We start from the raw sequence: 25905 nt of genomic DNA, 5'->3' as shown, positions 1-25905 counted from the left end.
CGCGTGGCAGGCATGCTGGGTCGGTGGCACCGCAGCTCCCCGTCGTCCTGGCTCCCGACCTCCCCGAGGTCGGTGACGCCCTGGGGCGGGCGGAGGCCGCGGGGTCGCTGACCGACCCCCGCGACGCCGAGGCCCTGCTCGCCGCGCGCGGGGAGCACCTCGACCGGCTGCTCGCGCTGGCCGGCCGCGTGCGCGACGCCGGCCTCGAGGCCGCCGGGCGTCCCGGCGTCCTCACCTACTCGCGCAAGGTCTTCCTCCCGCTCACCCACCTGTGCCGCGACCGCTGCCACTACTGCGTGTTCGTGCAGTCCCCCGCGCGGCTGCGGGCGCAGGGCATCGCCCCGTACATGAGCGCCGAGGAGGTGCTCGAGGTGGCGCGGGGCGGGGCGGCGCTGGGCTGCAAGGAGGCGCTGCTGACGCTCGGCGACCGCCCGGAGGACCGCTGGCCCGAGGCGCGCGCCTGGCTCGACGAGCACGGGTACGCCTCCACGCTGGACTACGTCGGCGACATGGCGCGGCTGGTGCTGCGCGAGACCGGCCTGCTGCCGCACCTCAACCCCGGCGTGCTGACCTGGTCGGAGATGCAGCTGCTCAAGGACGCGGCGCCCTCCATGGGGATGATGCTCGAGACGACGTCCACGCGCCTGTGGGCCGAGCCGGGCCAGCCGCACCACCTCTCCCCGGACAAGGAGCCCGCGGTCCGACTCCGGGTGCTCGAGGATGCCGGCCAGGCCGGCGTCCCGTTCACCACCGGCGTGCTGCTCGGCATCGGGGAGACCCCGGCCGAGCGGGTCGAGGCGATGCTCGCGCTGCGCGACTCCCACGCCCGCCACGGCCACCTCCAGGAGGTGATCGTGCAGAACTTCCGCGCGAAGTCGACGACCGCGATGCGGCACCGCGACGACCTGGACGCCTCCGAGCACGCGGCTGCCGTGGCCGTGACGCGCCTGGTGCTCGGCCCGGGCATGCGGGTGCAGGCCCCGCCCAACCTGGCCGATCCCGAGGAGCTCGCGCTGCTCGTGCGCGCCGGCATCGACGACTGGGGCGGCATCAGCCCGCTCACCCCCGACCACGTGAACCCCGAGCGGCCCTGGCCCGAGGTCGAGGCGCTCGCCGAGCGCTGCGCCGGCCTCGGCTTCGCGCTGCGCGAGCGGCTCACCACCCACCCCTCCTACCTGCGCGCGGCCCGCGACGCCGCCGGCGGGCCCGGGGCGCAGTGGGTCGACGACCGGCTGCTGCCCGTCGTCCTGGCGATGGCGGACGCCGACGGCCTCGCGCTGGACGACGCCGTCGCAGGTCGCTCCCCCGAGGGCCCCTCGCCCGCGCCCCGGGCGGCCGCGCCCGCCGTGCTGACCTCCGAGGTCGGCGACCTGCTGCGCGCCGCCGAGCGCGGGCCGAGCAGCCTGGACGACGCCGGCTACACGCGCCTGCTGGCCGCCGACGGTGCCGACCTGGAGCGGCTGACGGCGCTGGCCGACGAGGTCCGCCGCGACCGCGTGGGCGAGACCGTCACCTACGTGGTCAACCGCAACCTCGACCCGCTGCTCGCCCCCGCGCGCCTGACCGCGCTGACCGAGGAGGCCGCCGCGCTCGGCGCCACCGAGGTCTGCGTCCAGGGGCTGCCGCCGGTCGACGGCGGTGCCGAGGCGTACCTCGCGATCGTCCGGGCGATCACCTCGGTCACCGGGCCGCACGGCACCCCGGTCCACCTGCACGCCTTCCGGCCCGCGGAGGTGCTCGACGGCGCCCGCCGCGCCGGCGTCGACGTGCCCACCTGGCTGCGCAGGCTGCGCGAGGCCGGCGTCGGCACCGTGCCCGGCACCGCCGCGCGCATCCTGGACGACGACGTGCGCGCCGTGCTCTCCGGCGGCACCGACGTGCCGGTGGCCGACTGGTTGGCCTCCATCGAGACCGCCCACGCGGCGGGCCTGCGCTCGACGGCGACGATCGTCTACGGCCACGTGGAGTCACCCGCCCAGCAGGTGGCGCACCTGCGCACGCTCGCGGGCGTGCAGGAGCGCACCGGCGGGTTCACCGAGCTCATCGCCATGCCGTTCGTGCCCGCGCAGTCCCCGGTGCCCGTCGACACGTCCGTGCCCGGCGGCCGCCCCGGCCCCACGCTTCGCGAGACCCGGGCCCTGCACGCGGTGGCCCGGCTGCTGCTGGACGGCCGGATCTCCCACCTCCAGGCCGCCTGGCCCAAGCTCGGCGTGCGCGGCGCCCAGCACGTGCTGACCGGCGGCGCCGACGACCTGGGGGGCGTGCTGCTCGACGGCGTCCTCGACCCCGGCGCCGGGCCCGAGCGGGGTCGTCAGCTGACCCCGCGCGACCTGGAGCGGATCGCCGCCGAGGTGGGGCGTCCCGTCGCGCAGCGCACCACGCTCTACGACCGGGTCGCCCCGCTGGTGGCCGGGTGACCAGTGACCGGGTGACCAGTGACCGGGTGAGCGACCGGGTGCGCCTGGCCGTCGTCGGCGCGGGCATCGCCGGGCTCGGGCTGGCCACGAGGCTGGTGCGCGAGGGACTCGTGCAGGGGCCCGACGACCTGGCGCTGCTGGAGCGCGCCGACGAGGTCGGCGGCGTGTGGCGCGACCACGTCTACCCGGGCGTCGCCTGCGACATCCCCTCGCGCCTGTACTCCTACTCGTTCCGGCCGGGCTCCTGGTCGGGCGCGTTCGCCGGCGGCGCCGAGATCCACGACTACCTCGTCCGCACCGCGGACGAGGAGGGCCTGCGCCCGCACCTGCGCACCGGCACCGCGCTGACCGGCGCGGACTGGCAGGGCGACCACTGGCTGCTCACCCTCGCCGGGCCGCACGGCCCGGAGACGCTGGCGGCCGAGGCGCTGGTGCTCGCCGCCGGCCGCCTGACCCAGCCGCGGCTGCCCGACGTGCCGGGCCTCGCCGGGTTCACCGGACGGGTCTTCCACTCCTCCGCCTGGGACACACGGCCTCTGGCCGGGCTGCGCGTGGGCGTCGTCGGCTCGGGTGCCAGCGCCGTGCAGCTGCTGCCGCACGTGGCCGACGAGGCGGCGAGCACCGTGCTCCTGCAGCGCACCCCGCCGTGGGTCCTGCCCGCGCCGGACCCGGACACCGCCGCCCCCGACGCGCTCGACCGGGCCGGCCTCTCCGCGCGTGCCGACGAGCTCTTCGAGGCCCGCCTCGCCGGGTCGGACGCGGCCGCCGCACTGCGCCGCACGGCGCTGGCGCACCTGGAGGCGCAGGTGCCGGCCGGCGTCCTGCGGGAGGCGTGCACGCCCGACTACGAGATCGGCTGCAAGCGGGCCCTGTTCTCCGACGACTGGTACCCCACGCTGCAGCGCGAGGACGTGACCGTGGCGCCGGCGCTGGCGGGCGTGGAGGGCTGCACGCTGGTCGCTGCCGACGGGACCCGGCACGAGGTCGACGTCCTCGTGCTGGCCACGGGCTACGCCACCACCCGGCAGCCGTACGCGCCGCTGGTGCGCGGTCGCGACGGCGTGAGCCTCGACGAGCACTGGTCAGCCGGCATGACCAGCCACGCCTCCACCGTCGTCCACGGGTTCCCGAACCTGTTCGTGCTCAACGGCCCCAACGGGACGCTCGGCCACCACTCCGCGTTCGAGGTGGTCGAGGCGCAGGCCGAGCTGGTGCTGGGCGCGCTGCGCACCCTGCGCGACGGGGCCGGGGCGCTGGACGTGCGGGCCGAGGCGGAGACCGCCTACACCGACCTCGTCGACACGCTCGCCGCCCGCACCGTGTGGACGCAGGGGGGCTGCCGCTCGTGGTACCTCGACGAGCGGTCCGGCCGCCTCACGCTCGTGTGGCCGGAGCGGGCGGCCGAGTTCCGCCGCCGCAACGGCCACTTCGACCCCTCCGCGTTCGTGCGGGTGCCCACGGCGTCCACCCGCGGCCAGGTGGAGTGCGTCACCCCGTCGTCGTGACGTGGCGGCTAGGTTGACGACAGTCGTCGAACCGGTCGCGAGGGCGCGGCCACCCGAAGGAGCAGACGTGGACCTCAAGCTCGGCTACAAGGCCTCCGCAGAGCAGTTCGCCCCGCGCGAGCTGGTGGAGCTCGGTGTCACCGCCGAGGAGGTGGGCCTGGACTCGGTCTGGGTCTCCGACCACTACCAGCCGTGGCGCCACGTCGACGGGCACGCGCCGTTCTCGCTCTCCTGGCTCTCGGCCGTGGGCGAGCGCACCGAGCGGGTCCAGCTGGGCACCAGCGTGCTGACCCCGACCTTCCGCTATCCGCCGGCCCTCATCGCCCAGGCGTTCGGCACGCTGGGCTGCCTGTACCCGGGGCGCGTGATCCTGGGCGTCGGCACCGGTGAGGCGCTCAACGAGAAGGCCGTGCTCGGCGACTTCGAGTGGCCGGAGTTCAAGGAGCGGTTCGGACGCCTGCGCGAGGCCGTCCGCCTGATCCGGACCCTGTGGCGCGAGGAGCGGGTGACCTTCGAGGGCGAGTACTACTCCACCGTCGACGCGACCGTCTACGACCGCCCCGAGATCGAGGTGCCCGTCTACGTCGCGGCCGGCGGCCCGACCGTGGCCAAGTACTCCGGCCGGATGGGCGACGGGTTCATCTGCACGTCGGGCAAGGGGATGGACCTCTACACCGAGAAGCTGCTGCCCGCCCGCGAGGAGGGCCGCGCGCTCGGCCCGTACGCCGGTCAGGAGCAGGACCTCACCATCGAGATCAAGGTCAGCTACGCCCACACCCGCGAGGCCGCGTTGGAGAACTGCCGCTTCTGGGGCCCGCTGTCGCTGACCCCCGAGCAGAAGCACTCGATCACCGACCCCGTGGAGATGGCGCGCGTCGCCGACGAGCTGCCCATCGAGCAGGTCGCCCAGCGCTGGATCGTCGCGACCTCGCCCGAGGAGGTCGTCGAGCAGGTCAGGCAGTACACCGACGCCGGCTTCAACCACCTCGTCTTCCACGCCCCCGGCCACGACCAGCGCACGTTCCTGACCGAGTTCGGCGCCGAGGTGGCGCCCGCGCTGCGCGAGCTCACCCCGGCCGCCCAGGGCTGACCCGGCCCCACCGGAACGGCTGAGCAGGAACGGGCCTCACAGGACCGACAGCGTCGCCCCCGCGGCCCGTCGCAGGGCCTCGCGCACGGGCAGCGCGCGGAAGGACGGGGAGCACATCTCCACCGCCCAGGGGCCGGTGAACCCCCGCTCGCGCATCGTGGCCACGAAGCCCGCCAGGTCCCACTCGCCCTGCCCCGGCAGGGAGCGGGCGTGCATGGCCTCCTCGGGCACCGACAGGTCGGACGGCGGCTGCACGGGGCCGTCGCTCAGCTCGACCGCGCGCAGGTAGGCCGGGTCGATGGCGTGGGCCAGCGAGGCCCACGTCGAGCCGCCGCGCACCGCCTGGTGCACGTCCACGAGCAGGCCGCCGTTCGGGTGCCCCACCGCCTGGACGAAGGCTGCGCCCTGCTCCACCGACGGACCGCGGTCGGCGCTGGGGGCGAGCTGACCGAACGCCACGGGCTCGAGCACCAGGCTCGCCCCGACGTCGGCGCACTGGGGTCGGCCAGCGCGCCCCACGCGTCCTTGGTGGCGGAGGGGTCGACGGGGTGGGCGGAGAGGTCCGGCGAGGCCTTCACCTGCACCTCGAGCCCGGCCTCGGCGCAGCGCTCGGCCGCGGTCAGGAGCAGGTCCCGGTCGGCCGAGGGCCCCTCCCACCAGCCGCCCAGCAGCTCCAGCTGGGCGTGCCCTACGCCCGAGGCGAACAGGTGCAGCGCCAGGCCCTGCAGCCCCTCCGTGGTGCGCTCCAGCGCTCGCAGGTCGTCGACGACGAGGTCCATGCCGGTGAAGCCGGCGGCACGCAGCGCGTCCACGCGCTCGGCGAGCGGCACCGGGCTCGTCTGGTCCTCGCGGTCGGGCGCGGTGTCGCCGGCGCTGGTCCAGCAGGTCGCCAGCAGCTGCACGGCGGCGCCGGACGCGGCGGTCAGCGGCGCGGGGTCGGCGTGCGTCGTCAGGGACAGGTCGAGGGTCTCCTCAGCACTCATGTCGATGCGTCTACCCATCCGCGCGCGGGCTGCAGCCCACCCTCCGGGGCGGTCCCGGGCCGTCGTCCTGCCCGGGACGTGCCCTCACCCATGCCGCACCCCCGCCTGTCCAACCCGCCACCGGAGGGGTGAGGCGTGTGCGTGCTGGTCCGTACCAGGGCACAGTGGGGGTCACGCACGCAACCGTGGGACCCACCCGGGAGACCGGCCTCAGCCCCCTGGCACGCGCCACCCCCGGCCCGAGCAACACTCCCCAACTCCCTCGTGGAGGCGAGCACCATGATCCACACGACCGATCCGCACCTGGGCCCCCCGGCCCACGACGACCACGACCGTCCCGTCCGCCCGTCCGACCAGAGAACCGCCACTCTGCTCGCGGACTGGCACGGGCTGACCATGGTCCCCGACGAGCACACCCGTCGGGTCCGTGAGGAAGTGGTCCGGCTGAACATGCCGATGGCCCGATCCCTGGCCTCGCGCTACCGCCACAAGGGCGTCGCGACGGACGACCTCGAGCAGGTCGCCTATCTCGCGCTGGTCCACGCCGTGGACCGCTACGACGTGCGCGGCGGGCACCCGTTCCCGGCCTTCGCCGTCCCCACCATCCGCGGCGAGCTACGGCGCTACTTCCGCGACAACGGCTGGACGATCCGTCCGCCCCGCTCCGTCCAGCAGGCCCACGGCAGACTGGTGCGCTCGGGCCGCAGCTGGGACAGGGTGACCAGCAACCAGGTCGACACGGCCGCCCACGACCTCGACACCACCTCCGCCACCGTCACCGACGCGATGACGGCGGGCAGCGCCTACCACGCCGACTCCCTCGACCGGCGCTTCGAGGGCGAGGACGGCGAGGGCGGGCAGCGTGACCTGGGCACCGGCGTCGACGAGACCGCCGACCTGGTGGACCGGCTCACGCTCGAGGACGAGATCGCCCGGCTGAGCCACAGCGACCAGGACCTGCTGGTGATGCGATTCGTCGAGGACCGCACCCAGAGCCAGATCGGGGACGCCCTGGGGGTCTCCCAGGTCCAGGTCTCGCGCCGCCTCGCCCACGTGCTCGACGTGCTGCGTTCCCGTCTGGGCGAGTTCCACGAGCCGGCGACGGTCGCCTCGAGGACCCCCGGCGCCGCCTGAGCCGCTCCACCCGACCCACGGCGTCGCCCGGCCCACCGTCCACGGACGGCCGGCCTGACGACTCATCCCCCCACCCCCGTGGAGAGGCCGGGTCGCCCGCCCCCTCCCTCAGGGCGGGCGGCCCGACTGCGCCCGCCGGCCGTCCCTCGGGGTCGCTCAGGCGCGCCAGGACTCCAGCAGGGCGTCCACGTGCTCGGCCATGTCGAGCGAGCGGTCGTAGAGCCACATCTGCTGGAGGCCGTCGAGCGCGGCGACGAGCAGCGCACCGGCGACGTCGGTGTCCAGGTCGGCGCGCAGGTCACCGGCCGCCTGGGCGCTGCGCAGCATGGCCGCCATCTCCCGGCGCACCAGCACGTAGCGTCCGGTGGCGTACTCGTGCGCGGCGTGGTCGGGCCGGATGGCCTCGCCCAGCACGGTCACGTACAGCTCGATCAGCCCCGCCACGTCCACGTTGTGGGCGAGCATCGAGCGCAGCGCGTCCTGCACCCGGTCGAGCGGGACGGCCTCGCCGGCCGCCGCCTCGGCGACCAGCACGCTGCCGTCTCCGCGGTCGCGGGCCTCCAGGACGGCGGCGAAGAGCTCGTCCTTGGAACCGAAGTGGTGCATGAGGCCGGTGGGGCTGATCCCTGCGGCCGCCGCGATCTCGCGCACCGTGGCGCCACCCGTCCCGACGCGGCCGACGACCTCGAGGGCCACCTGGAGGATCTCCTCCCGCTTGGCCGCGCCCTTGGCGTACTGGCCGCGCGGGGCACCGGTGCTCGTCATGCCTCGACCCTAGGGCCTTCCGCGCAGAAACAGAACGCTGTACTGTTTTCGACGTGGCGGCGGTCACCCCCGACGGCCACGCCGCCCATCCCACATCGAAGGAGACGTCATGGGTCCGACCGACAGCCCGTACACCGACCTCGAGGCAATCGCCGGCCTCACGCTCGAGGAGAAGGCCTCGCTCGGCTCGGGCCAGTCCTTCTGGCGTACCAAGGCCGTCGGCGAGATCCCCGGCGTCCTCGTCACCGACGGCCCGCACGGCCTGCGCAAGCAGGAGGAGAAGGGCGACCACCTCGGCATGGGCGGCTCCGTGCCTGCCACCTGCTTCCCGCCCGCCGCGGGCCTGGGCCAGACGTGGGACCTCGACCTCGTCCACCGCGTCGGCGAGGCCCTGGGCACCGAGTGCCAGGCCGAGGGCGTGGCCGTGCTGCTGGGCCCCGGCGTCAACATCAAGCGCTCGCCGCTGGGTGGCCGCAACTTCGAGTACTACTCCGAGGACCCGCTGGTCGCCGGCGCCATGGGCGCGGCCTGGATCAACGGCGTGCAGAGCCAGGGCGTCGGCACCTCGCTCAAGCACTACGCGTTGAACAACCAGGAGGACGACCGGATGCGGTCCTCCTCCGACGTCGACGCCCGCCCCCTGCGCGAGGTCTACCTCCGCGCGTTCGAGCGCGCGGTGCGCGACAGCCGGCCGTGGACCGTCATGTGCTCCTACAACCGGGTCAACGGCGTGCTGGTCTCCCAGAACGCGTTCCTCCTGGCCGAGGTCCTCGTGGGTGAGTGGGACTACGAGGGCCTGGTCGTCTCCGACTGGGGCGCCGTGGCCGACCGCGTCGAGGCCGTCCGCGCGGGCCTCGACCTCCAGATGCCCGCCGACGGCGGTCTCTCGGATGCCGAGGTCGTGGACGCGGTCAAGAACGGCGTCCTCGACGAGGCGGCCGTCGACCGCGCGGCCGCCCGCGTCGCCGGCCTGGCCACGCGCGCCACCGCCGCTGCCAGGCCCGGCACCACCTTCGACGCCGACGCCCACCACGCGCTGGCCCGCGAGGCCGCGGCCCGCTCGATCGTCCTGCTGCGCAACGAGCCGGTCGGTGACGCCCCCCTGCTCCCGCTCACCGGCACCGGGTCGGTCGCCGTCATCGGTGAGCAGGCCCGCACCCCGCGCTACCAGGGCGGCGGCAGCTCGCACGTGAACCCGACCAGGCTCGACGTCCCGCTCGAGGAGCTCACTGCTGCGCTGGACGGCCAAGGGGTGGGCAGCGTCACCTTCGCGCCCGGCTACACCGCCTCGATGGTGCCCGACCAGGCGCTGGTGGACGAGGCCGTCGCAGCCGCCGCCGCGGCGCAGACGTGCGTGCTGTTCATCGGCCTGACCGACGGCATCGAGTCCGAGGGCTACGACCGCAAGGACCTCCAGCTGCCTGCGGACCAGCTGGCGCTGCTCGAGGCCGTCGCGGCCGTCCAGCCGCGCACCGTCGTCGTGCTCACCCACGGCTCCGTGGTCGATGTGGCGCCGCTGTTCGCGGCCGTCCCGGCCGTGGTCGACGGCGCCCTGCTCGGCCAGGGCGGCGGCAAGGCCGTCGCCGACGTCCTCACCGGCGAGCTCAACCCCTCGGGCCGTCTCACCGAGACCGTCCCGCTGCGCCTCGCGGACACCCCGGCCTTCCTCAGCTTCCCCGGCGAACACTCCCACGTGCGCTACGGCGAGGGCCTGTTCGTGGGCTACAAGTGGTACGACGCCCGTGACATGGAGGTCGCCCTGCCGTTCGGCTTCGGTCTCTCCTACACGACCTTCGCCCACACCGGCCTCTCCCTGTCCGCCGACGAGGACGCCGTCACCGCGACCGTCACGGTGACCAACACCGGTCAGCGCGCCGGCCGCGAGGTCGTCCAGGCCTACGTCGGCCTTCCCGGCTCGGCTTACCAGCGCGCGGTGCGCGTCCTGGGCGGCTTCGCCTCGGTCGACCTCGAGCCCGGCGAGAGCCGCGAGGTCACCGTGATCATCGAGCACCGCGACCTCGAGGTGTGGGACGAGCGGGTCTCCCGCTTCGTCCTCGAGCCCGGCACCTACGTCGTGCAGACCGGTTCCTCCAGCCGCGACCTGCACACCTTCGCCGAGGTCGAGGTGGCCGGCGAGATCGTGCGCCTCCCGCTGGACCTGGAGTCGACCCTCAAGGAGGTGCTCGCGGACCCCTACGCCGGCTCCCGGGTCGCCGACGCCCTGCCGTTCGCGAAGTCGATGCAGGAGTCGGGCAACGACGACGACAGCCTCGGGGGCGACATGGCCGAGATGATGGGAGCGATCCCCGTCGGCCGCCTGCTCGGGTTCCAGCCCAGCGACGACCCGGCCGCCACCAAGGCCGCCCTCGTCGACCTCCTCGAGACGGCCAACGCCCAGCACTGACCCCTCTCCCCCACCCCTCTTCCCACCCCGAGCCGCACCCTCACCCCGCCGAGTCGGCAGTAAGTTGCTGCCGACTCGGCGGTGAGTCGGCAGCAACGTTCACGCCACCGGTGGACGAGGGATGTCGGGGGCGTCCGCCATGATGGGCGCGATGTCAGCCGCGATCTCCGAGTGGACGCTCGACCGCGTCCAGCGCGCGGCCCCGGACGCCTCGTCCTGGGCGGCCGCGCGGCGGCTCGCGCTGCCGCCGGGCCAAGGCCCGTGGTCGGGCTGCGGGGCGACCGAGACACTGCTGTGGGGCCAGTGCCAGGGCTCGGGGCGCACGCCGTACCAGGTGAGCGTCGACCTCACCGGCCCCGCCTACCGGTGCTCGTGCCCCAGCCGCAAGCACCCGTGCAAGCACTCCCTCGCGCTGCTGTCGCTCTGGGTGCGCGGCTCCCTGGACGCCGGCAGCGCCGGCGAGCCCGAGGACACCGCGCGGGCGTGGGCCGAGAAGCGTGCGCAGGCTGCGGCCACGGCGGCGGCCGCCGACCCCGCGAAGCCCGTGGACACCGAGGCCCAGGCGAAGCGCCGCGCCGAGCGGCTCGCGCTCATGGACGACGGCGTGGAGGACCTGGCCCGCTGGCTCACCGACCTGGCCCGAGCCGGCACCGCCGACGCGCGCGCCCGCCCCACGTCCTGGTGGGAGGAGACCGCGGCCCGGCTCGTCGACGCCCAGGTGCCCGGGCTCGCCGAGCGCGTGCGCGACCTCAGCGCCGAGGTGCTCGCCCGACCCGACTGGCCCGACCACCTGCTCGCCGAGGTGGGGCTGTGGTGGACCACCGTCCACGCCTGGCGCCGCCGCGACGACCTGCCCCTGCCGCAGCGGGCCGACCTGCGCGCCTTCGTCGGCTGGGCGGTGCCCTCGGCGGAGGTGCGGGCGGCCGACGCGCTGGAGGACGAGTGGCTCGTCCTCGGCGCCCACCGCACCGACCGCGGTCGTGTGCAGGAGCAGCGCACCTGGTTGCAGGGGCTGCGCAGCGGCGAGGTCGTGCGGCTGCTCGACTTCGCCGCCGGGGGCAGCGCCCTCCCCACCGCCCGGCTCACCGGCTCGGTGCTCGGTGCCGCCGTCGCCCGCTACGACGGCACCCACCCGCGCCGGGCGCTGCTGGCCACCGAGCCGGTGCTGCTGCGTGCGGACGAGTCGCTGCCGGTCGGTGGTTCCCTGCGCCAGGCCCAGGCCGCCCTCGCCGATGCCTGGCGACGCAGCCCGTGGGTCTCCCGCGTGCCCGTCGTGCTGGAGGACGCGCGCGTCGGTGAGCACGCCGTCACCGATGCGGTCGGCGCGTCGGCGCCACTGCTCGACGGCGAGGACCCGTGGGTGCTCGCCGCCCTCACCGGTGGTCGCCCGACCCGGGTCTTCGGGGAGCTGGAGGCCGGCGGCTTCCGCGCCCTCGCGGTCTCCCCGCTCGGTGGTCGAGCAGCGACGAGCGCCGGCGAGGAGCGCACGTCGAGACCACCCACCCCAGCCGACGACAGCGACGCCGACCGTCGGTCGAGGAACGACGAAGTCGTGTCGCGAGACCAGGCCGCCCTCAGCCACCAGCACCTCCGCGCGTGGTGGGAGGCGGTGACCTCGACGGCACTGGTGGGCACGGCTCGCCGACCGCTGCCCGAGGGGCTCCCCTCGCCGGTGGCGACCAGACCCCAGGCGGACCCCGCGACGGCGCTCCTCGACGCCGCCGCCACGGGCACGGCCCTGCTGCGGGCGAGCGCGGTGGCCCCGCAGGCGACCGAGGAGCAGGCTGCGGCCCCCGACGACACGCTCCCGCCGGCCTCGGAGAGGGCCGCCCAGCTGCTGACGCTGCTGCTGACGCAGCCCCCGGTGGGCGGTCGGCTGTCGGGCCACGCGCTCCAGCGGTGGCTCGAGGCCGCGGCGCGCGCCGGCGTGCGCGCCCCGCACGACGCGCTCGTGCCGCTGCTGACGACGGCGACGAAGCGGCGCGAGCTGCGGGCCGGCGTCCGGGAGGTGCTGGACGCCCGCGGCACGTGGCTGGCCTCGCGGCGCCAGGAGTGGCACTGGGCCCTCGCACCCGCCGAGGCCGCGCCCGCCCGCGTCGACCCGGCGGCCTGGGCGCTGCTCGGCTCGAGCCACCGCGCGGTGCTCGTCCGCCGGCTGCGCGCCGACGACCCGGACGCCGCGCGCGCCCTGGTGGAGTCCACGTGGCGCGCCGACTCGGCGGCGGTCCGGGCCGAGCTGCTCACCGCCCTGGAGGTCGGCCTCGGCGAGGCCGACGCCGCGCTCCTCGAGGCTGCGCTCGACGACCGCGCCGCCGGGGTGCGCGAACAGGCCCTGGCACTGCTCGACGCGCTCCCGGGCTCGCCGCGGGCGCAGCGGCTGGCCGACGTCCTGGCCCCGCTCGTGCGCCCGCAGGGCATGCTGCGTCGCTCACTCGGGGTCGGGCTCCCGGACGACGACGCGGCGGCACCCCGCGACGGGCTGGGTCCCGCGCCCCGCGGGCGGTCCCGGCGCGGCTGGTGGCTGGAGCGGCTGGCCGCCGGCGCACCGCTGGCCACCTGGACCGGCACCGGCGTCTCCGCGGAGGTCGCGGCCCGCAGCCTCGTCGGCACCGACGCGTGGCCGGGCGTGCGCCGCGCGGTCGCGCTGCGCCGCGACGTCGTGTGGGCGCGGGCGGTGCTGGCCGCCCAGGCCGCCGGCCCCGACTGGGACGCCCGGGTGGCGGCCGTCCTGCCCGACACCGAGCGCGGGCCCGCGGTGCTCGCCCGCGTGGGGCAGGTGACGTCGGTGCCGGAGCTGACCGCCGCCGTCCGCCTGCTGCCCGTGGCCGACGGCCACCCCACCTGGGACGAGGCCACCTCGCTCACGGTCCTCGCGCGGCTGGAGCGCCTGAAGCGGCCGCCCCACGTGCTCGACGACCTCGTCGACGAGCTGGCCGCGCACCTGCACCCCACCACCGCCGACCACGTGCGGCGCCTGGCAGCCTCGGAGGGCCAGACCCACCCGCTGCACCGCCTCGCCACGCTGCTCGACCTCGTCCCCGCCCTCACGGAGGCCTTCGCATGACGCCCACCCCATCGCCCGCCTCCCCCACCACGAGCGAGGCCGACGAGCAGGTGCTCCGCCCGCACGCCGAGCAGGCCTTCGCCGACGAGCTGGCCGCGCTGGCCGCCGTCGACGAGCGCCCCCGCCCGCCGCGGTGGCACCTCTCGCCGTGGGCGGTCACCACCTACCTCCTCGGCGGCACGCTGGACGACGGCACGGTGATCACCCCCAAGTACGTGGGGCGTCGCCGGCTGATGGAGGTGGCGGTCGCGTCCCTGGCCACCGACCGCGCCCTGCTGCTGCTGGGCGTGCCCGGCACGGCCAAGACCTGGGTGAGCGAGCACCTGGCGGCGGCGATCAGCGGCGACTCGACCCTCCTCGTGCAGGGCACCGCGGGCACGCCCGAGGAGTCGCTGCGCTACGGCTGGAACTACGCACGGCTGCTGGCCGAGGGGCCGAGCCGCGCGGCGCTGGTGCCGAGCCCGGTGATGCGGGCGATGGAGTCCGGGTCGGTGGCGCGGATCGAGGAGCTGACCCGCATCCCCGCCGACGTGCAGGACGCGCTCATCTCGCTGCTCTCGGAGAAGACGATGCCCGTGCCCGAGCTCGACACCGAGGCGCAGGCGCGGCCCGGCTTCAACGTCATCGCCACGGCGAACAACCGCGACAAGGGCGTCAACGACCTCTCCTCCGCGCTCCAGCGCCGCTTCACCACGGTGGTGCTGCCGCTGCCGGACAGCCTCGAGGAGGAGGTCGAGATCGTCCGCAGCCGGGTGGCCTCGCTGTCGTCCTCGCTCGCGCTGCCCGAGGACGTCGCGCCGCTGGCCGAGGTCGCCCGCGTCGTCCAGGTGTTCCGCGAGCTGCGCTCGGGGTCGACCGACGACCAGCGCACCGCGCTGAAGTCGCCCTCGGCCACGCTCTCGACGGCCGAGGCGATCAGTGTCGTGGTCAACGGCGCGACCCTCTCGGCGCACTTCGGCGACGGTCGCGTCAACGCCGAGGACGTCGCCGCCTCGCTGGTCGGCGCGGTGGTGAAGGACCCGGTGGCCGACCGCGTGGTCTGGCAGGAGTACCTGGAGACCGTGGTCCGCGACCGGCACGAGTGGGCGGACCTCTACCGGGCGTGCCGTGACCTCGGCTGACGCCGCCACGGGCACCGAGCCCCCGCTGTTCCGGCACGCCGGCGTGCACGTGCTCGGGGTGCGCCACCACGGGCCGGGCTCGGCCCGGTCGGTGCTGCGCGCGCTGACCGAGCTGGAGCCCGACGCGGTCGTGATCGAGGGCGCCCCCGAGCTGGACGCGCTCGTGCCGCACGCCGGCGACGCCGGCCTCGTGCCGCCGGTGGCCGGACTGGTCTACGTGGCGGACGAGCCGCGTCGGGCGTCCTTCTACCCGCTGGCCGAGTTCTCGCCCGAGTGGGTCGCGCTGCGCTGGGCCGCCGAGCGGGGCGTGCCCGTGGGGTTCGCGGACCTGCCTGCCGCGCACGCGTTCGCGCTGGCGTCGGCTGCTGCCGCCGAGCCCGATGCCGAGCCCACTGCCGACGAGCCCGACGCCGACGAGGACGAGGGGTCGGACGCCGGGGAGCAACGGCCCGCCGCGTCCCGCCTCGACCCGCTCGCGACCCTGGCCCGCGCGGCCGGCTACGAGGACGCCGAGCGCTGGTGGGAGGACGCGGTGGAGCACCGTCGCGGCGGCCACGACTCGGTGCTGCCGGCGTTCGCCGCCGTCTCGCAGGCGATGGCCGAGGTGCGGGCCATCGAGGAGTCCCGAGAGGGCTTCACCGATGTCGAGAACGACCGGCGTGAGGCGTCCATGCGCCGCGTGCTGCGGGCGGTCGCGGCCGAGCACGAGGTGGTCGCGGTGGTCTGCGGCGCCTACCACGCGCCGCGGCTGGAGGAGTCCGCCTGGCCGCCCAAGAGCCACGACACGAGGACGCTGACGAAGCTGCCCAAGGTGAAGGTGACCGCGACCTGGGCGCCGTGGTCGGCGGGGCGACTGGCGACCGAGTCGGGCTACGGCGCGGGCGTGACGAGTCCCGGCTGGTACCAGCACCTGTTCGCCGCCTGGCGCGACGGCACGGACGTGGTCTCGGGGTGGCTGGCGCGTGTGGCCCGCGAGCTGCGGACCGAGGGCATCGACGCGCCGCCGGCCTCCGTGGTGGAGACCGTGCGGGCGGCCGAGGCCCTGGCCGCGCTGCGCGACCGGCCGTCGGTGGGGCTCTCGGAGCTGACCGACGCCACGACCGCCGTGCTCTGCGGCGGCTCGGAGCTGCCGATGCGGCTGATCCACGACCGGCTCGTCGTCGGCTCGGCGCTGGGCAGCGTCCCCGAGCACCTGCCCCGCACCCCGCTCGCGCAGGACCTCGCCAAGCAGCAGCGCTCGTGCCGGCTGAAGGTGACCCCGGAGCCGCAAACGGTCTCGCTCGACCTGCGTCGCGACGCCGGCCGCGCCCGCTCGCTGCTGCTGCACCGGCTGCGGCTGCTCGGCGTCGGGTGGGGCACCGAGCTGCCGGGCTGGGGCGCGGGCACGTTCCGCGAGGAGTGGGAGCTGGCGTGGGAGCCCGAGCTCGAGGTCGCCGTGGTCGAGGCCGGCCTGCACGGGACGACGGTGCTCGACGCGGCCTCCGGCAAGGTCGCCGAGGAGGCCCGGCGTGCCGGTGACCTCGCCACGCTCGGCGGGCTCGTGGAGCAGTGCCTGCTCGCGGAGCTGCCGGACGCGGTCGGGCCGGTCGTCGACGCGCTGGCCGAGCGCACCGCGCAGCACGCCGACGCCCTCGCCCTGCTGCGGGCCGTGGAGCCCCTGGCGCGGACGCGGCGCTACGGCGACGTCCGCGGCTCCGACACCCACCGCGTGGCCGAGGTGCTGCGCACCATCGCACGACGGGGCAGCGTCGGGTTGCGCCCGGCCTGCGTGACGCTGGACGACGACGCGGCCGAGGCCATGCGCGCGGCCGTGGACGCGGCCCACCGCGGGCTCGCCCTGCTCGAGGGCGACCCGCTCGCCGGCGACCTCGGCCCCGCCTGGACCCAGGCGCTCGGCGCCGTCGCCGGCGACGACCGGGTCCACGGCTCCGTGGCCGGGCGGGCCTGTCGGCTGCTGCTCGACGGTGGCCACCTGGCCGCCGACGAGGCCGCCGCCCGCATGGGTCGCCGTCTCTCCCGCGGGGCCGACGCCGCCGCGGGGGCGGCCTGGCTCGACGGGTTCCTGGACGGCGACGCCCTGCTGCTCCTGCACGACGCGACGCTGCTCGGGCTGGTCGATCAGTGGGTGGCCGGCGTGCCCGAGGAGACCTTCGAGGACCTGCTGCCGCTGCTGCGCCGCACGTTCTCGCGCTACACCCCGCCCGAGCGGGCCCAGATCGGCACGCGGCTGCGGCGGGGGCCGAAGCCGGCGGCCTCGTCCTCGGAGGAGCGGCTCGACCTCGGGCTCGGGATGCCCGCCGCGCTCACCGTGGCCGAGATGCTGGGGCTGCCGCTGCGGGCCGCCGCCGACGTCCTGGACGACGTGGCCGATGACCAGGAGGTCTCCGCATGAGCGACCCCGTGGGCCGCGACCGGCTGACCCGCTGGCGCCTGGTGCTCGGCAAGGGCGCGGGCCTGGACCCGCCGCCCGGCGGCGACGGCACGGGCGAGGGATCCGGCACCGGCGAGGGTGTCGGCCCGGGCGAGGGTCCGGGCGAGGGGCCGGGGCCGGACGACGGCGACGACGGCGCTCCCCGGCTCTCCGCCGACGACCGGCGGCGGGACGAGGCGCTCTCGCAGCTCTACGACGCACCCCGCTCCGGCGGGCTCGGCGCCTCGGCGCCCCGGGTGGCGCGGTGGCTCGGCGACGTCCGCACGTACTTCCCGACCTCCGTGGTGCAGGTGCTGCAGCACGACGCGATGGACCGGCTCGGCCTGCACCAGCTGCTGCTGGAGCCGGAGATGATGGAGGCGGTCCAGCCCGACGTGCACCTGGTCTCGACCCTGGTCGGGCTCAACGGGGTCATCCCGCCGCACAGCCGCGAGACCGCGCGGGCGGTGGTGCGGACGGTGACGGCCGAGCTGGAGGAGCGGCTGCGGCAGAAGACGGTCCAGGCGGTGACCGGTGCGCTCGATCGCGCGGCCCGCAGCCGACGTCCCAAGCCCGCCGACATCAACTGGCCCGCCACGGTGACGGCGAACCTCAAGCACTGGCTGCCCGAGCACCGCACCGTGGTGCCCGAGCGCCTCGTCGGGCACGCGCGCCGGGCCCGCAGCCTGGAGCGGCACGTGATCCTCTGCCTCGACCAGTCGGGCTCGATGGCCGAGTCGGTCGTCTACTCCTCGGTCTTCGGCGCGGTGCTCGCCTCGCTGCGCTCGCTGAGCACCAGCATCGTCGCGTTCGACACCGCGGTGGTGGACCTCTCCGACCTCGCCGAGGACCCCGTCGACGTGCTGTTCGGCGTGCAGCTGGGCGGCGGCACCGACATCAACAAGGCGCTGGCCTACTGCCAGTCGCTGGTGCGGGCCCCCGAGGACACGGTGCTCGTGCTGGTCAGCGACCTGCTGGAGGGCGGGATCGCAGACGACATGGTGCGCCGCGCCCGCGACCTCGTCGCCGCCGGCGTCACCGTGGTCGCGCTGCTGGCGCTGTCGGACTCCGGTGCGCCGGCCCACGACGCCGACCACGCGGCCGCGCTGGCCGAGGTCGGCGTCCCCGCCTTCGCCTGCACGCCCGACCTCTTCCCCGACCTGATGGCGGCTGCCATCGAGCGCCGCGACCTCACCGCGTTCGCGGCTACCCACGACCTCCCCACCGCGGCGCCGGGTCGGCAGTAGCTTTCATCTGCTTCGCCCGGATGGAGCCCGCCCCGTGACAGTTGCTGCCGACTCGGCGGGGGTGCGGGTGGGTGAGGTCGGGCACGTCTGTGGGCAGGATGGCGCCATGACGTACCAGCCCTCTCCCGACCGCTACGCCTCGATGCCCTACCGCCGCACGGGCCGCTCGGGCCTCAAGCTGCCGGCGGTCAGCCTCGGCCTGTGGCACAACTTCGGCGACGACGTCGCCTTCGACCGCCAGGCCGCCACGCTGCAGGCCGCGTTCGACGCCGGCATCACGCACTTCGACCTCGCGAACAACTACGGCCCGCCCTACGGCAGCGCCGAGACGAACTTCGGCCGGCACCTGAGCACCACGTTCGCCGGGCTGCGCGACGAGCTGGTGATCTCCTCGAAGGCCGGCTGGGACATGTGGCCCGGTCCGTACGGGGACGTCGGCGGCAGCCGGAAGTACCTGGTCAGCAGCCTCGACCAGTCCCTGAAGCGGATGGGCCTGGACTACGTCGACGTCTTCTACCACCACCGCCCCGACCCGGAGACGCCGCTGGAGGAGACGATGGGGGCGCTGGACCACGTCGTCCGCTCGGGCCGTGCGCTCTACGTCGGCATCTCCTCCTACTCGGCGGCCAGCACGGCCGAGGCCGCAGCCATCCTGCAGGACCTCGGGACGCCGCTGCTGATCCACCAGCCCTCCTACTCGATGCTCAACCGCTGGATCGAGGGCCCGGGCCTGCTCGACACCCTCGGCGAGGTCGGCGCCGGCTGCATCGCCTTCTCCCCGCTCGCGCAGGGCATGCTCACCGACAAGTACCTGGACGGCGTCCCGGAGGGCTCGCGCGCCAGCCAGGGCAAGTCGCTCGACCCGGCCCTGCTCACCGACGAGGCGATCACCCACGTCCGCGCGCTCAACGACATGGCCTCCGACCGCGGGCAGACGCTGGCACAGATGGCGCTGGCGTGGGCGCTGCGCGACGACCGAGTCACCTCCGTGCTGGTCGGCGCCTCGAGCCCCGAGCAGGTGCGGGCGAACGTCGCCGCGACCGAGAACCTGGCCTTCACCGAGGAGGAGCTCTCGCGGATCGACCACCACGCCGTGGAGTCCGGGATCGACCTGTGGGCAGGAGCGCGGCGGTCCGTGGACTGACCCTCGCGGGCCCTGCTGCCGGCGGGTGGCAGATCACCCTCTGACCTGCGCGGACGTGGTCGCCGACACACGTAGTCGACATCACGTCCGCGACGGTGGGACCGAGGGGCCCGCCGCGTCCTAACCTCGTGGTGACTCCCGTGGGCAGCGGCGGGGGCCGGGCCTGCGGAGGTCTCTCCGCCGGCACCTGGTGCTGCGTCACGGAGGAGTAGCCCATGACCGTCCTGGTCGCCGTCACCGACAGCCCCGAGGGGCAGGCAGCACTCGCGGCCGGCCTCGCCGAGGCCCGCCAGCTGGACGCGGACGTCGTCGTGATGAACCTCGGGCTGGAGCCCCTCGGCGCCGACCTGGTGCCGAGCGAGGGCCGCGCGACCGTGGTGAACAGGGCCGGACGCGGCGACCGCGACCCCGTGCACGCGGTGCTGGACGAGATCGGCGACCGTGGCGTCAGCCGTCTCGTCATCGGCCTCAAGCGCCGCACCGCCGTGGGCAAGGCGCTGCTCGGCAGCGTCAGCCAGCGGCTCCTGCTGGAGTCCCCGGTGCCCGTGCTCGCGGTCAAGATCCGCGAGCAGGACCCGCTGCGCGGCTGACCCCTCCTCACCGCGCACGCACAGGTCGCGCGGCTACCCTTCGCCCGTGGCTCGCGTGCTGCTGGTGGAGGACGACCCGACGATCCGGGAGGCGCTCAGCCGAGGGCTGCGCACTCACGGCCACGTCGTGACCGCGGTGGGCACGGGCGCCGAGGCGGTGCGCCTGCTCGGCGAGGACCGCCCCGACGTCACCGTGCTCGACCTGGGCCTGCCCGACATCGACGGCGCCCACGTGCTCGAGCTCAGCCGGATGCTCCAGGGCGCACCGGTCGTCATCGCCAGCGCCCGCGACGAGGACGCCGAGGTCGTGCGCCTGCTCAACGCCGGCGCCGACGACTACCTGGTCAAGCCGTTCTCCGCCGCCCAGCTGGACGCCCGGGTGCGGGCCGTCCTGCGCCGCTCCGGCGCCGGGCAGGCCGACGACGGCGACCCGGCCCTGGTCGTCGGTGGTCTGCGCCTCGACCCGGTCGGCCGCACCGTCACCCTCGACGGGTCCGAGGTGGACCTGACCCGCAAGGAGTTCGACCTGCTGGCCGCGCTCATGGCGCACCCCGGCGAGGTCCGCTCCAAGCCGCAGCTGCTGGCCGAGGTGTGGCAGCAGCCGTGGGGCGGGGCCGACCGCACCGTCGACGTCCACCTCTCCTGGCTGCGCCGCAAGCTCGGCGAGGACGCCGCCCACCCCCGCTACCTGGTGAGCGTGCGCGGCGTCGGGATCAAGCTGGTGGAGCCGGGCCCGGCATGAGCCGACGCACCGGCAGCCGGCACGCGATGAGCCTGCGCGCCCGCATCATCCTGCTCGTCGTCGGCACCACGCTGGTGGTGCTGACGCTGGCCGGCGTCCCGCTGGCCCTCGTGCTGCAGGGCAGCGCGCAGTCCGCCGCCGAGGCGCGGGCCACCGACGCCGCGGACGGCGTCGCCGGGTACCTCACCTCCGGCAGCGTCGACGTCGACCGCCTGTCCGACTACCTCGACCGGGTCAACGCCGGCAGCGACTACCCCGTCACCGTGCGGCTGGCCGACGACACCCTCGTCGGCGCCGACCTGGACGACGACGTGGCGCTCGCCCTCGGCCCGGACTGGGACGGCGACGGGGACGGGGACGACACGTCCCGTGACGCGACCTCCTCCCCGGCCCCGTCGGCCTCCCCCTCGGGCTCGGACCGGGACGACCGGGACTCCGCATCCGCGAAGCCGGACGGCGACGGGGACAGCAGCCCCGGCGTCGAGTCGACCAGCATCGTCTCCACCGGCGAGGTGACCGCGGTGGAGCTGATCTGCCGCACGGACGGGGCGGGCGAGCTGCGCGTGGTCGCGGTGGTCGACGACGACCACCTGTCGACGGTGCTGCGGTGGCGCTACCTGGTCGGCGGCGCGGTCGCGCTGGCCCTGGTGCTGCTGGCGTGGCTGGCCGCCGAGGTCACCTCGCGCCGCCTCGTCCGCCCCCTGCAGCGCACGGCGGCCACGGCCGTCGCCCTCTCCGGCGGCGACCTGGCGGCGCGGGCCCCGGTCTCCGGGCCGCCGGAGGTCGCCCACGTGGCCGTCGAGCTGAACGCGCTGGCCGCCCGCATCGACGAGCTGCTCACCGCCGAGCGCGAGCAGGCTGCCGACCTCTCCCACCGCCTCCGCACCCCGGTGATGGCGGTCCGGCTGGGCGTGGAGACCCTGCCGGCCTCGCCGGAGCGCGCCGAGCTGGAGTCGGCGGTCGACGCGCTCGAGCGGTCGCTGACCCGGATCATCCGCGCCGCGCGTCGCGGCAACACCGAGGGCCTGCACCCCAGCGTCGACGCGGTCGCCGTGGCGCGCGAGCGGGTCGAGTTCTGGGCGCCGCTGGCCGAGGACCAGGGCCGAGCCCTCACCCTCGACCTCCCCGACGCCGCCTTCGAGGTCCGCAGCACCCCCGACGACCTCGGCTCGGCCCTCGACGCCCTGCTCGAGAACGTCCTCGCACACACCCCCGAGGGCACCGCGTTCGCCGTCCGGGTCGCGGCGCAGGGTTCGGCCACCACGATCGAGGTGACGGACGACGGCCCCGGCATCGCCCCCGACGCGCTGCGTCGCGGCCTGAGCGACCGCGGCTCCAGCGGCCTCGGCCTCGACATCGCGCGCGGTGCCGCCGAGGCCTCCGGCGGCTGGCTGGAGCTCATCGACCCCGGCCCCGACGGACGCGCCCGCGGCGTGCGACTGACGTTCGGCCCCGCCCGCCCCTGACCCCGCCGGCCGGCGGGGGTCGAGCAGCGAGGAGCCCTGGCGACGAGCGCACGTCGAGACCACTGACCGGAACGTGGCACGTTCGGACGGCTCCGGGGCCCGCTGGAGCGTCCGAACGTGTCACGACCTCCCGGCGACGAGCACGTGCCTGGGGGTCGAGCACCCGCCCTGACCTGCGCCGACAGCCACCCCACAGGATCGACAGCGGACCCACAGGAATGCTTGACCCGGACTTGACGCGGCGCTGAGGAACCCCTGTCGTGACCCGGCGGAACCTTGCTCCATGAGCAACCACGACCCCCAGCGCACCGCCGGCGTCGGCCGCCGTCTACGCACCCGCAGCCGCGTCTGGCTGGCGGCCGCGGTCGTCGGCGGCATCGGTGCCGTCGGCGGCTACACCCTCGCCGCCGAGGCGGCGACCACGACCACCGCGACCACGGACACGTCCGGCAGCACCTCGGACTCCAGCTCGAGCACCGACACGGGCACGGACTCCGGCTCGACCTCGACCGACTCCGGCTCGTCCTCCACCGACAGCGGCTCCTCCAGCAGCAGCGGCTCGGGAAGCTCGAGCGACTCGGGCTCCTCCAGCTCCGACGGCTCCTCCAGCTCCGACAGCTCTGGCTCGAGCTCTTCGTCCGGCTCCGGCATCTCCGGCAGCACCGGCCAGTCCGGGCCCGACGCAGGGACGCACTCGTCATGAGCGCCCACCCCACGACGCGGTGGAGCGACTGGTCGTGCAGCGTGGTCGTGACGTGCGCCGACGAGCGCGACCTGCCGGCCGTGACCGCCACGGTCCGCACCCTCATGGCCGACGTCGACCGGGCCGTGAGCCGGTTCCGCGACGACTCCGACCTGGCCCGCGTCAACGCCGCCGCGGGCAACCTCGTCCCGGTCCGGCCGCTGACGATGGCGCTGGTGGAGATCAGCGTCGCAGCCGCCCGGGCCACGGACGGCGCGGTCGACCCGACGCTCGCCGCCGACCTGGTCGCGCTCGGCTACGACGCCGACATCGCGGTCGTCCGCGGGAGGCCCACCGGCACCGCCCGCCAGGGCCAGGGAGCGGAGCGGGTCATCGGCTGGCACGGGCTGCGCAGCGACCCGGCCCTCCGGCTGCTCGGCGTCCCCGCCGGCACCGGCCTCGACCTCGGTTCCACGGCGAAGGCCTGGACGGTCGACGAGTCGGTCCGCCGCGGAGCCCGCCGGGCGCACGCCCCGTTCCTCGTGAGCATCGGCGGCGACGTGGCCGCCCACGGCTCCCCGGACGGCGGCTGGACGATCTCGGTCGAGGAGACCGAGGGCACCGGCGGCGGCTTCGTGACGCTGCACGACGGCGGGCTGGCGACGTCCTCGACCGCGGGACGGCGCTGGGTCGGCGTCCACCACCTGATCGACCCCCGCACGGGCCGGAGCGCCACCGGCGCCTTCCGCACCGCCACCGTGTGGGCCAGCACCTGCCTGGCCGCCAACACCCGCAGCACCTGGCTGCTCGTCGACACCGAGGCCGCGCTCGCCGCCGCCCCGCTGCCCACCCGGCTCGTGGACAGCCGCGGCCACGTCCACACCCGCGACGGTTGGCCCGACGAGCCCCGGCACACGCCGGCCGGCGAGGCGACACAGACCGAGACGGAGGTGGCGGCATGACCGCCTGGTATCTGATCCGCTCCTTCGGGATGCTCGCCTGGGTGGCGTTCAGCCTCACCGTCGCCCTCGGGGCCACGGCAGCAGTGGGCGGACGCTCGGCGGCGGCCGTCGACCGACGCACCGTGCGCCAGCTGCTGCACCGCGGCACGGCCGTCGTCGGACTGGTCGCGCTCGTCGTCCACCTGGTGCTCGTCGTGCTCGACTCCTACGTCGACGTGAACCTGGCCGGCGCGCTGGTCCCGTTCACCGCCGGCTGGGAGGCGCTCGCGGTGGGGCTGGGCACGCTGGGCGCGTACGCGATCCTGCTCGCGGCACTCATGGGCTGGGCCCGCCGCTGGTTCGTCGACCACGCGGCCGAGCGGACCTGGCGGTGGCTGCACGGGGCCGCCTACGTCGGCTGGGGCCTGAGCCTGGTGCACGCGATCCTCGCCGGCACCGACTCGTCCTCCTCCTGGGCCATCGCCACCTACGTCGCCGGGTCCGCGCTCGTCGCCCTCGCGCTCGTCGTCCGCGTGGTCGGACGCGCCCGCCGCACCGTCGTCCGCCGCGCGGACGGCACCTTCGACCCCTACCGTCCGGCCACGCTGCCGGCCGGCTCCCGCCAGCTCGAGGAGGTCTCCCGATGACCGTCACCGCCCCCGCCACCACCGCGGGCCACGCCCCGACCCCGCCGCTGCTCACCCTGGGCGCGCCCCGGCTGCTCGCCGCCACCACGCCCGAGGTCCCGCCGCGCGACCGCGCCTGGCTGGTGCATGCCGCCACCGACGTCCGGCTCCTCGGACGAGGCGGGGCAGCGTTCCCGGTGGCCCGCAAGCTCGCCGCGGTGCCGCTCGGCGGCCGGGTGCTGGTCAACGGCGGCGAGGGCGAGCCCGCGTCCTTCAAGGACCGCGCCCTGATGCGGCACCAGCCCGACCTCGTGGTCGCAGGCATCCGGCTCGTGGCCGGGGCGCTGGGCTCCTCCGCGGCGCCGGTCGTCGCCGTCGAGGACGAGCCCTCCGCGCACGCGCTGGCGGCGGCCGCCCACCGTGCGGGCGCCCGGCTGGACGTGCGACTCACCCACCACGGCTTCGTCGGCGGTGAGGTCGGCGCCCTGGTCAACGGGCTCTCGGGCCGCGCGCCCCGCCCGAACGGCCGCCGGGTGCTGCCGCACGACCGCGGACTCGACGACGCGCCCACCTACGCCAGCAACGTGGAGACCTTCGCGCAGCTCGCCCTGCTCTCCGCGATGGGTCCGGCCGGCTACGCGAGCGTCGGCCCCGCCCACGAGCCGGGCACCAGTCTGGTCACGGTGCTCGGGGACGCCCCGGCCGCCGGTGTCGTCGAGGTGCCCCACGGCGTCGCGCTGCGCGACCTGCTCGGTACCGACACCCTCCCCGTCCTGGTCGGCGGCTACCACGGCGCCTGGGCCGTGCCCCACGGCGCCGTCGTCGGCCGCGCCGACATGCGCGAGCGCGGACTCGGCTGGGGCGCCGGCGTGCTGGCCGTCCTGCCCGAGGACACCTGCCCGGTCGCCGAGGTCGCTCGCGTCACCGACTGGCTGGCCCGCGCGTCCGCCGGCCAGTGCGGGCCCTGCGTCTTCGGCCTGCGCGCCATCGCCGACGACCTCCTCGCCCTCGCCCGCGGCGAGGCCGTCGACCACGAGCGGCTCCGCACCCGCCTCGGCCTCACCCGCGGCCGCGGCGCCTGCCACCACCCCACGGGCGCGGTCGGGTTCGTCGCCTCGGCCCTGGGGGTCTTCGCGGACGACGTCAGCGCCCACGTGCACGGGAGCGGCTGCGGCCGCCCCGACCGCGGCGCCCTGCCGACGGGCGGTGCCCGATGAGCCGCCTCGCCGTCGACTGGACCCGCTGCGACGGGCACGGCCTCTGCGCCCGGCTGCTCTCCGAGCACGTCAGCCGGGACGAGTTCGGCTTCCCTGTCATCGCGGCCGCCGAGATCTCCGACGCCGACGAGAGCCAGGCCCGGCTCGCGGTCAGCGCCTGCCCGGCGCTCGCGCTGCGCCTGGAGCAGCCTGCTCGCACCTGACCCACCCACTGCTGATCGAGGTGACAGCTAGAGCGTGTCTGCTTAATCCGGGCGTGGTGGTCGGCGATGGTTGACACATGTCGCGTGTGGCAGTGCTGAATGACGCTCAGTGGGAGCGGATCGAGTCGTTGATGCCGTCCTCGGATGGCCAGCG

General features: G+C 75.7%; 20 protein-coding genes. 18 read left to right on the top strand and 2 right to left on the bottom strand.

All coding sequences use genetic code 11. From position 1 onward, the window contains the following. Positions 1-23 precede the first annotated feature (23 nt). The 3 genes from cofG (at position 24) to fgd (ending at position 5012) form a co-directional block, all read left to right on the top strand. A complete protein-coding gene (cofG, locus tag M8330_RS14355) occupies positions 24-2417 on the top strand; it encodes a 7,8-didemethyl-8-hydroxy-5-deazariboflavin synthase CofG (protein WP_250827900.1) in 2394 nt (797 codons plus the stop codon). Between the two features lie 26 nt (positions 2418-2443). Next, positions 2444-3922, top strand: a complete 1479-nt coding sequence (locus tag M8330_RS14350; RefSeq protein WP_250827899.1) for a flavin-containing monooxygenase — start codon at positions 2444-2446, stop codon at positions 3920-3922. A gap of 67 nt (positions 3923-3989) precedes the next feature. Further along, entirely contained in the window at positions 3990-5012 is a 1023-nt protein-coding gene (gene fgd, locus M8330_RS14345) for a glucose-6-phosphate dehydrogenase (coenzyme-F420) (RefSeq protein WP_250827898.1), read from the top strand. 36 nt (positions 5013-5048) lie between these two features. Here the strand turns inward: fgd and M8330_RS14340 are convergent, their stop codons facing one another. Next, the gene (locus tag M8330_RS14340; RefSeq protein WP_250827929.1) at positions 5049-5471 is read right to left on the bottom strand and encodes a sugar phosphate isomerase/epimerase family protein; all 423 of its coding nucleotides are present in this window, start codon (positions 5469-5471) and stop codon (positions 5049-5051) included. 803 nt (positions 5472-6274) lie between these two features. On the opposite strand from M8330_RS14340, the gene M8330_RS14335 reads away from it, so the two are divergent. Further along, a complete protein-coding gene (locus M8330_RS14335; protein ID WP_250827897.1) occupies positions 6275-7129 on the top strand; it encodes a sigma-70 family RNA polymerase sigma factor in 855 nt (284 codons plus the stop codon). 156 nt (positions 7130-7285) lie between these two features. Here M8330_RS14335 and M8330_RS14330 read toward each other — a convergent pair whose 3' ends face one another. After that, complete coding sequence (locus M8330_RS14330) at positions 7286-7894, bottom strand: TetR/AcrR family transcriptional regulator (protein WP_250827896.1); 609 nt, start codon at positions 7892-7894, stop codon at positions 7286-7288. 109 nt (positions 7895-8003) lie between these two features. Here M8330_RS14330 and M8330_RS14325 point away from each other — a divergent pair, with 109 nt between their 5' ends. From M8330_RS14325 to M8330_RS14260, 14 genes are all read left to right on the top strand, one after another. Then, a complete protein-coding gene (locus tag M8330_RS14325; protein WP_250827895.1) occupies positions 8004-10298 on the top strand; it encodes a glycoside hydrolase family 3 C-terminal domain-containing protein in 2295 nt (764 codons plus the stop codon). A gap of 151 nt (positions 10299-10449) precedes the next feature. Next, the gene (locus tag M8330_RS14320) at positions 10450-13362 is read left to right on the top strand and encodes a DUF5691 domain-containing protein (RefSeq protein WP_250827894.1); all 2913 of its coding nucleotides are present in this window, start codon (positions 10450-10452) and stop codon (positions 13360-13362) included. Further along, positions 13359-14483, top strand: coding sequence for an ATP-binding protein (locus M8330_RS14315; protein WP_250827893.1), 1125 nt, complete (start codon positions 13359-13361; stop codon positions 14481-14483). The genes M8330_RS14320 and M8330_RS14315 overlap by 4 nt, the downstream gene beginning before the upstream one ends. After that, on the top strand, positions 14470-16875 hold the full coding sequence (locus tag M8330_RS14310; RefSeq protein WP_250827892.1) for a DUF5682 family protein: 2406 nt from the start codon (positions 14470-14472) through the stop codon (positions 16873-16875). The genes M8330_RS14315 and M8330_RS14310 overlap by 14 nt, the downstream gene beginning before the upstream one ends. Further along, the gene (locus M8330_RS14305) at positions 16872-18140 is read left to right on the top strand and encodes a VWA domain-containing protein (RefSeq protein ID WP_250827891.1); all 1269 of its coding nucleotides are present in this window, start codon (positions 16872-16874) and stop codon (positions 18138-18140) included. The genes M8330_RS14310 and M8330_RS14305 overlap by 4 nt, the downstream gene beginning before the upstream one ends. A gap of 106 nt (positions 18141-18246) precedes the next feature. Then, positions 18247-19284: an L-glyceraldehyde 3-phosphate reductase gene (gene mgrA / locus M8330_RS14300; protein WP_250827890.1), complete on the top strand. Its 1038-nt coding sequence runs from the start codon at positions 18247-18249 to the stop codon at positions 19282-19284. A gap of 215 nt (positions 19285-19499) precedes the next feature. Further along, on the top strand, positions 19500-19874 hold the full coding sequence (locus M8330_RS14295; RefSeq protein ID WP_250827889.1) for a universal stress protein: 375 nt from the start codon (positions 19500-19502) through the stop codon (positions 19872-19874). 46 nt (positions 19875-19920) lie between these two features. Next, on the top strand, positions 19921-20616 hold the full coding sequence (locus M8330_RS14290; protein WP_250827888.1) for a response regulator transcription factor: 696 nt from the start codon (positions 19921-19923) through the stop codon (positions 20614-20616). Next, positions 20613-22082, top strand: coding sequence for a sensor histidine kinase (locus M8330_RS14285; protein ID WP_250827887.1), 1470 nt, complete (start codon positions 20613-20615; stop codon positions 22080-22082). Before M8330_RS14290 ends, M8330_RS14285 begins: the two co-directional genes overlap by 4 nt. 283 nt (positions 22083-22365) lie before the next feature. Then, positions 22366-22785: a hypothetical protein gene (locus tag M8330_RS14280; protein ID WP_250827886.1), complete on the top strand. Its 420-nt coding sequence runs from the start codon at positions 22366-22368 to the stop codon at positions 22783-22785. Further along, positions 22782-23726 carry an FAD:protein FMN transferase gene (locus tag M8330_RS14275; protein ID WP_250827885.1) on the top strand — a complete coding sequence of 315 codons (945 nt, stop codon included), beginning with the start codon at positions 22782-22784 and terminating at the stop codon, positions 23724-23726. The genes M8330_RS14280 and M8330_RS14275 overlap by 4 nt, the downstream gene beginning before the upstream one ends. Next, positions 23723-24352 carry a ferric reductase gene (locus tag M8330_RS14270; RefSeq protein ID WP_250827884.1) on the top strand — a complete coding sequence of 210 codons (630 nt, stop codon included), beginning with the start codon at positions 23723-23725 and terminating at the stop codon, positions 24350-24352. Before M8330_RS14275 ends, M8330_RS14270 begins: the two co-directional genes overlap by 4 nt. Further along, complete coding sequence (locus M8330_RS14265) at positions 24349-25548, top strand: NADH-ubiquinone oxidoreductase-F iron-sulfur binding region domain-containing protein (protein WP_250827883.1); 1200 nt, start codon at positions 24349-24351, stop codon at positions 25546-25548. The genes M8330_RS14270 and M8330_RS14265 overlap by 4 nt, the downstream gene beginning before the upstream one ends. Beyond that, positions 25545-25751: a ferredoxin gene (locus M8330_RS14260; protein WP_250827882.1), complete on the top strand. Its 207-nt coding sequence runs from the start codon at positions 25545-25547 to the stop codon at positions 25749-25751. The genes M8330_RS14265 and M8330_RS14260 overlap by 4 nt, the downstream gene beginning before the upstream one ends. Positions 25752-25905 lie beyond the last annotated feature (154 nt).

The sequence above is a fragment of the Nocardioides bruguierae genome (assembly GCF_023656415.1).
Taxonomy (GTDB): Bacteria; Actinomycetota; Actinomycetes; order Propionibacteriales; family Nocardioidaceae; genus Nocardioides; species Nocardioides bruguierae.
Note: the sequence above shows the minus strand (reverse complement) of the source record. Positions and strands in the feature narration are given on the sequence as shown.

What these genes read in the sequence shown, in the direction of transcription:
- M8330_RS14260 (WP_250827882.1), top strand. Translation starts at nt 25,545, where the DNA reads ATGAGCCGCCTCGCCGTCGACTGGACCCGCTGCGACGGGCACGGCCTC.
- M8330_RS14320 (WP_250827894.1), top strand. Translation starts at nt 10,450, where the DNA reads ATGTCAGCCGCGATCTCCGAGTGGACGCTCGACCGCGTCCAGCGCGCG.
- mgrA (WP_250827890.1), top strand. Translation starts at nt 18,247, where the DNA reads ATGACGTACCAGCCCTCTCCCGACCGCTACGCCTCGATGCCCTACCGC.
- M8330_RS14335 (WP_250827897.1), top strand. Translation starts at nt 6,275, where the DNA reads ATGATCCACACGACCGATCCGCACCTGGGCCCCCCGGCCCACGACGAC.
- M8330_RS14280 (WP_250827886.1), top strand. Translation starts at nt 22,366, where the DNA reads ATGAGCAACCACGACCCCCAGCGCACCGCCGGCGTCGGCCGCCGTCTA.
- M8330_RS14270 (WP_250827884.1), top strand. Translation starts at nt 23,723, where the DNA reads ATGACCGCCTGGTATCTGATCCGCTCCTTCGGGATGCTCGCCTGGGTG.
- M8330_RS14305 (WP_250827891.1), top strand. Translation starts at nt 16,872, where the DNA reads ATGAGCGACCCCGTGGGCCGCGACCGGCTGACCCGCTGGCGCCTGGTG.
- M8330_RS14315 (WP_250827893.1), top strand. Translation starts at nt 13,359, where the DNA reads ATGACGCCCACCCCATCGCCCGCCTCCCCCACCACGAGCGAGGCCGAC.
- M8330_RS14325 (WP_250827895.1), top strand. Translation starts at nt 8,004, where the DNA reads ATGGGTCCGACCGACAGCCCGTACACCGACCTCGAGGCAATCGCCGGC.
- M8330_RS14275 (WP_250827885.1), top strand. Translation starts at nt 22,782, where the DNA reads ATGAGCGCCCACCCCACGACGCGGTGGAGCGACTGGTCGTGCAGCGTG.
- M8330_RS14265 (WP_250827883.1), top strand. Translation starts at nt 24,349, where the DNA reads ATGACCGTCACCGCCCCCGCCACCACCGCGGGCCACGCCCCGACCCCG.
- M8330_RS14295 (WP_250827889.1), top strand. Translation starts at nt 19,500, where the DNA reads ATGACCGTCCTGGTCGCCGTCACCGACAGCCCCGAGGGGCAGGCAGCA.
- M8330_RS14330 (WP_250827896.1), bottom strand. Translation starts at nt 7,894, where the DNA reads ATGACGAGCACCGGTGCCCCGCGCGGCCAGTACGCCAAGGGCGCGGCC.
- M8330_RS14285 (WP_250827887.1), top strand. Translation starts at nt 20,613, where the DNA reads ATGAGCCGACGCACCGGCAGCCGGCACGCGATGAGCCTGCGCGCCCGC.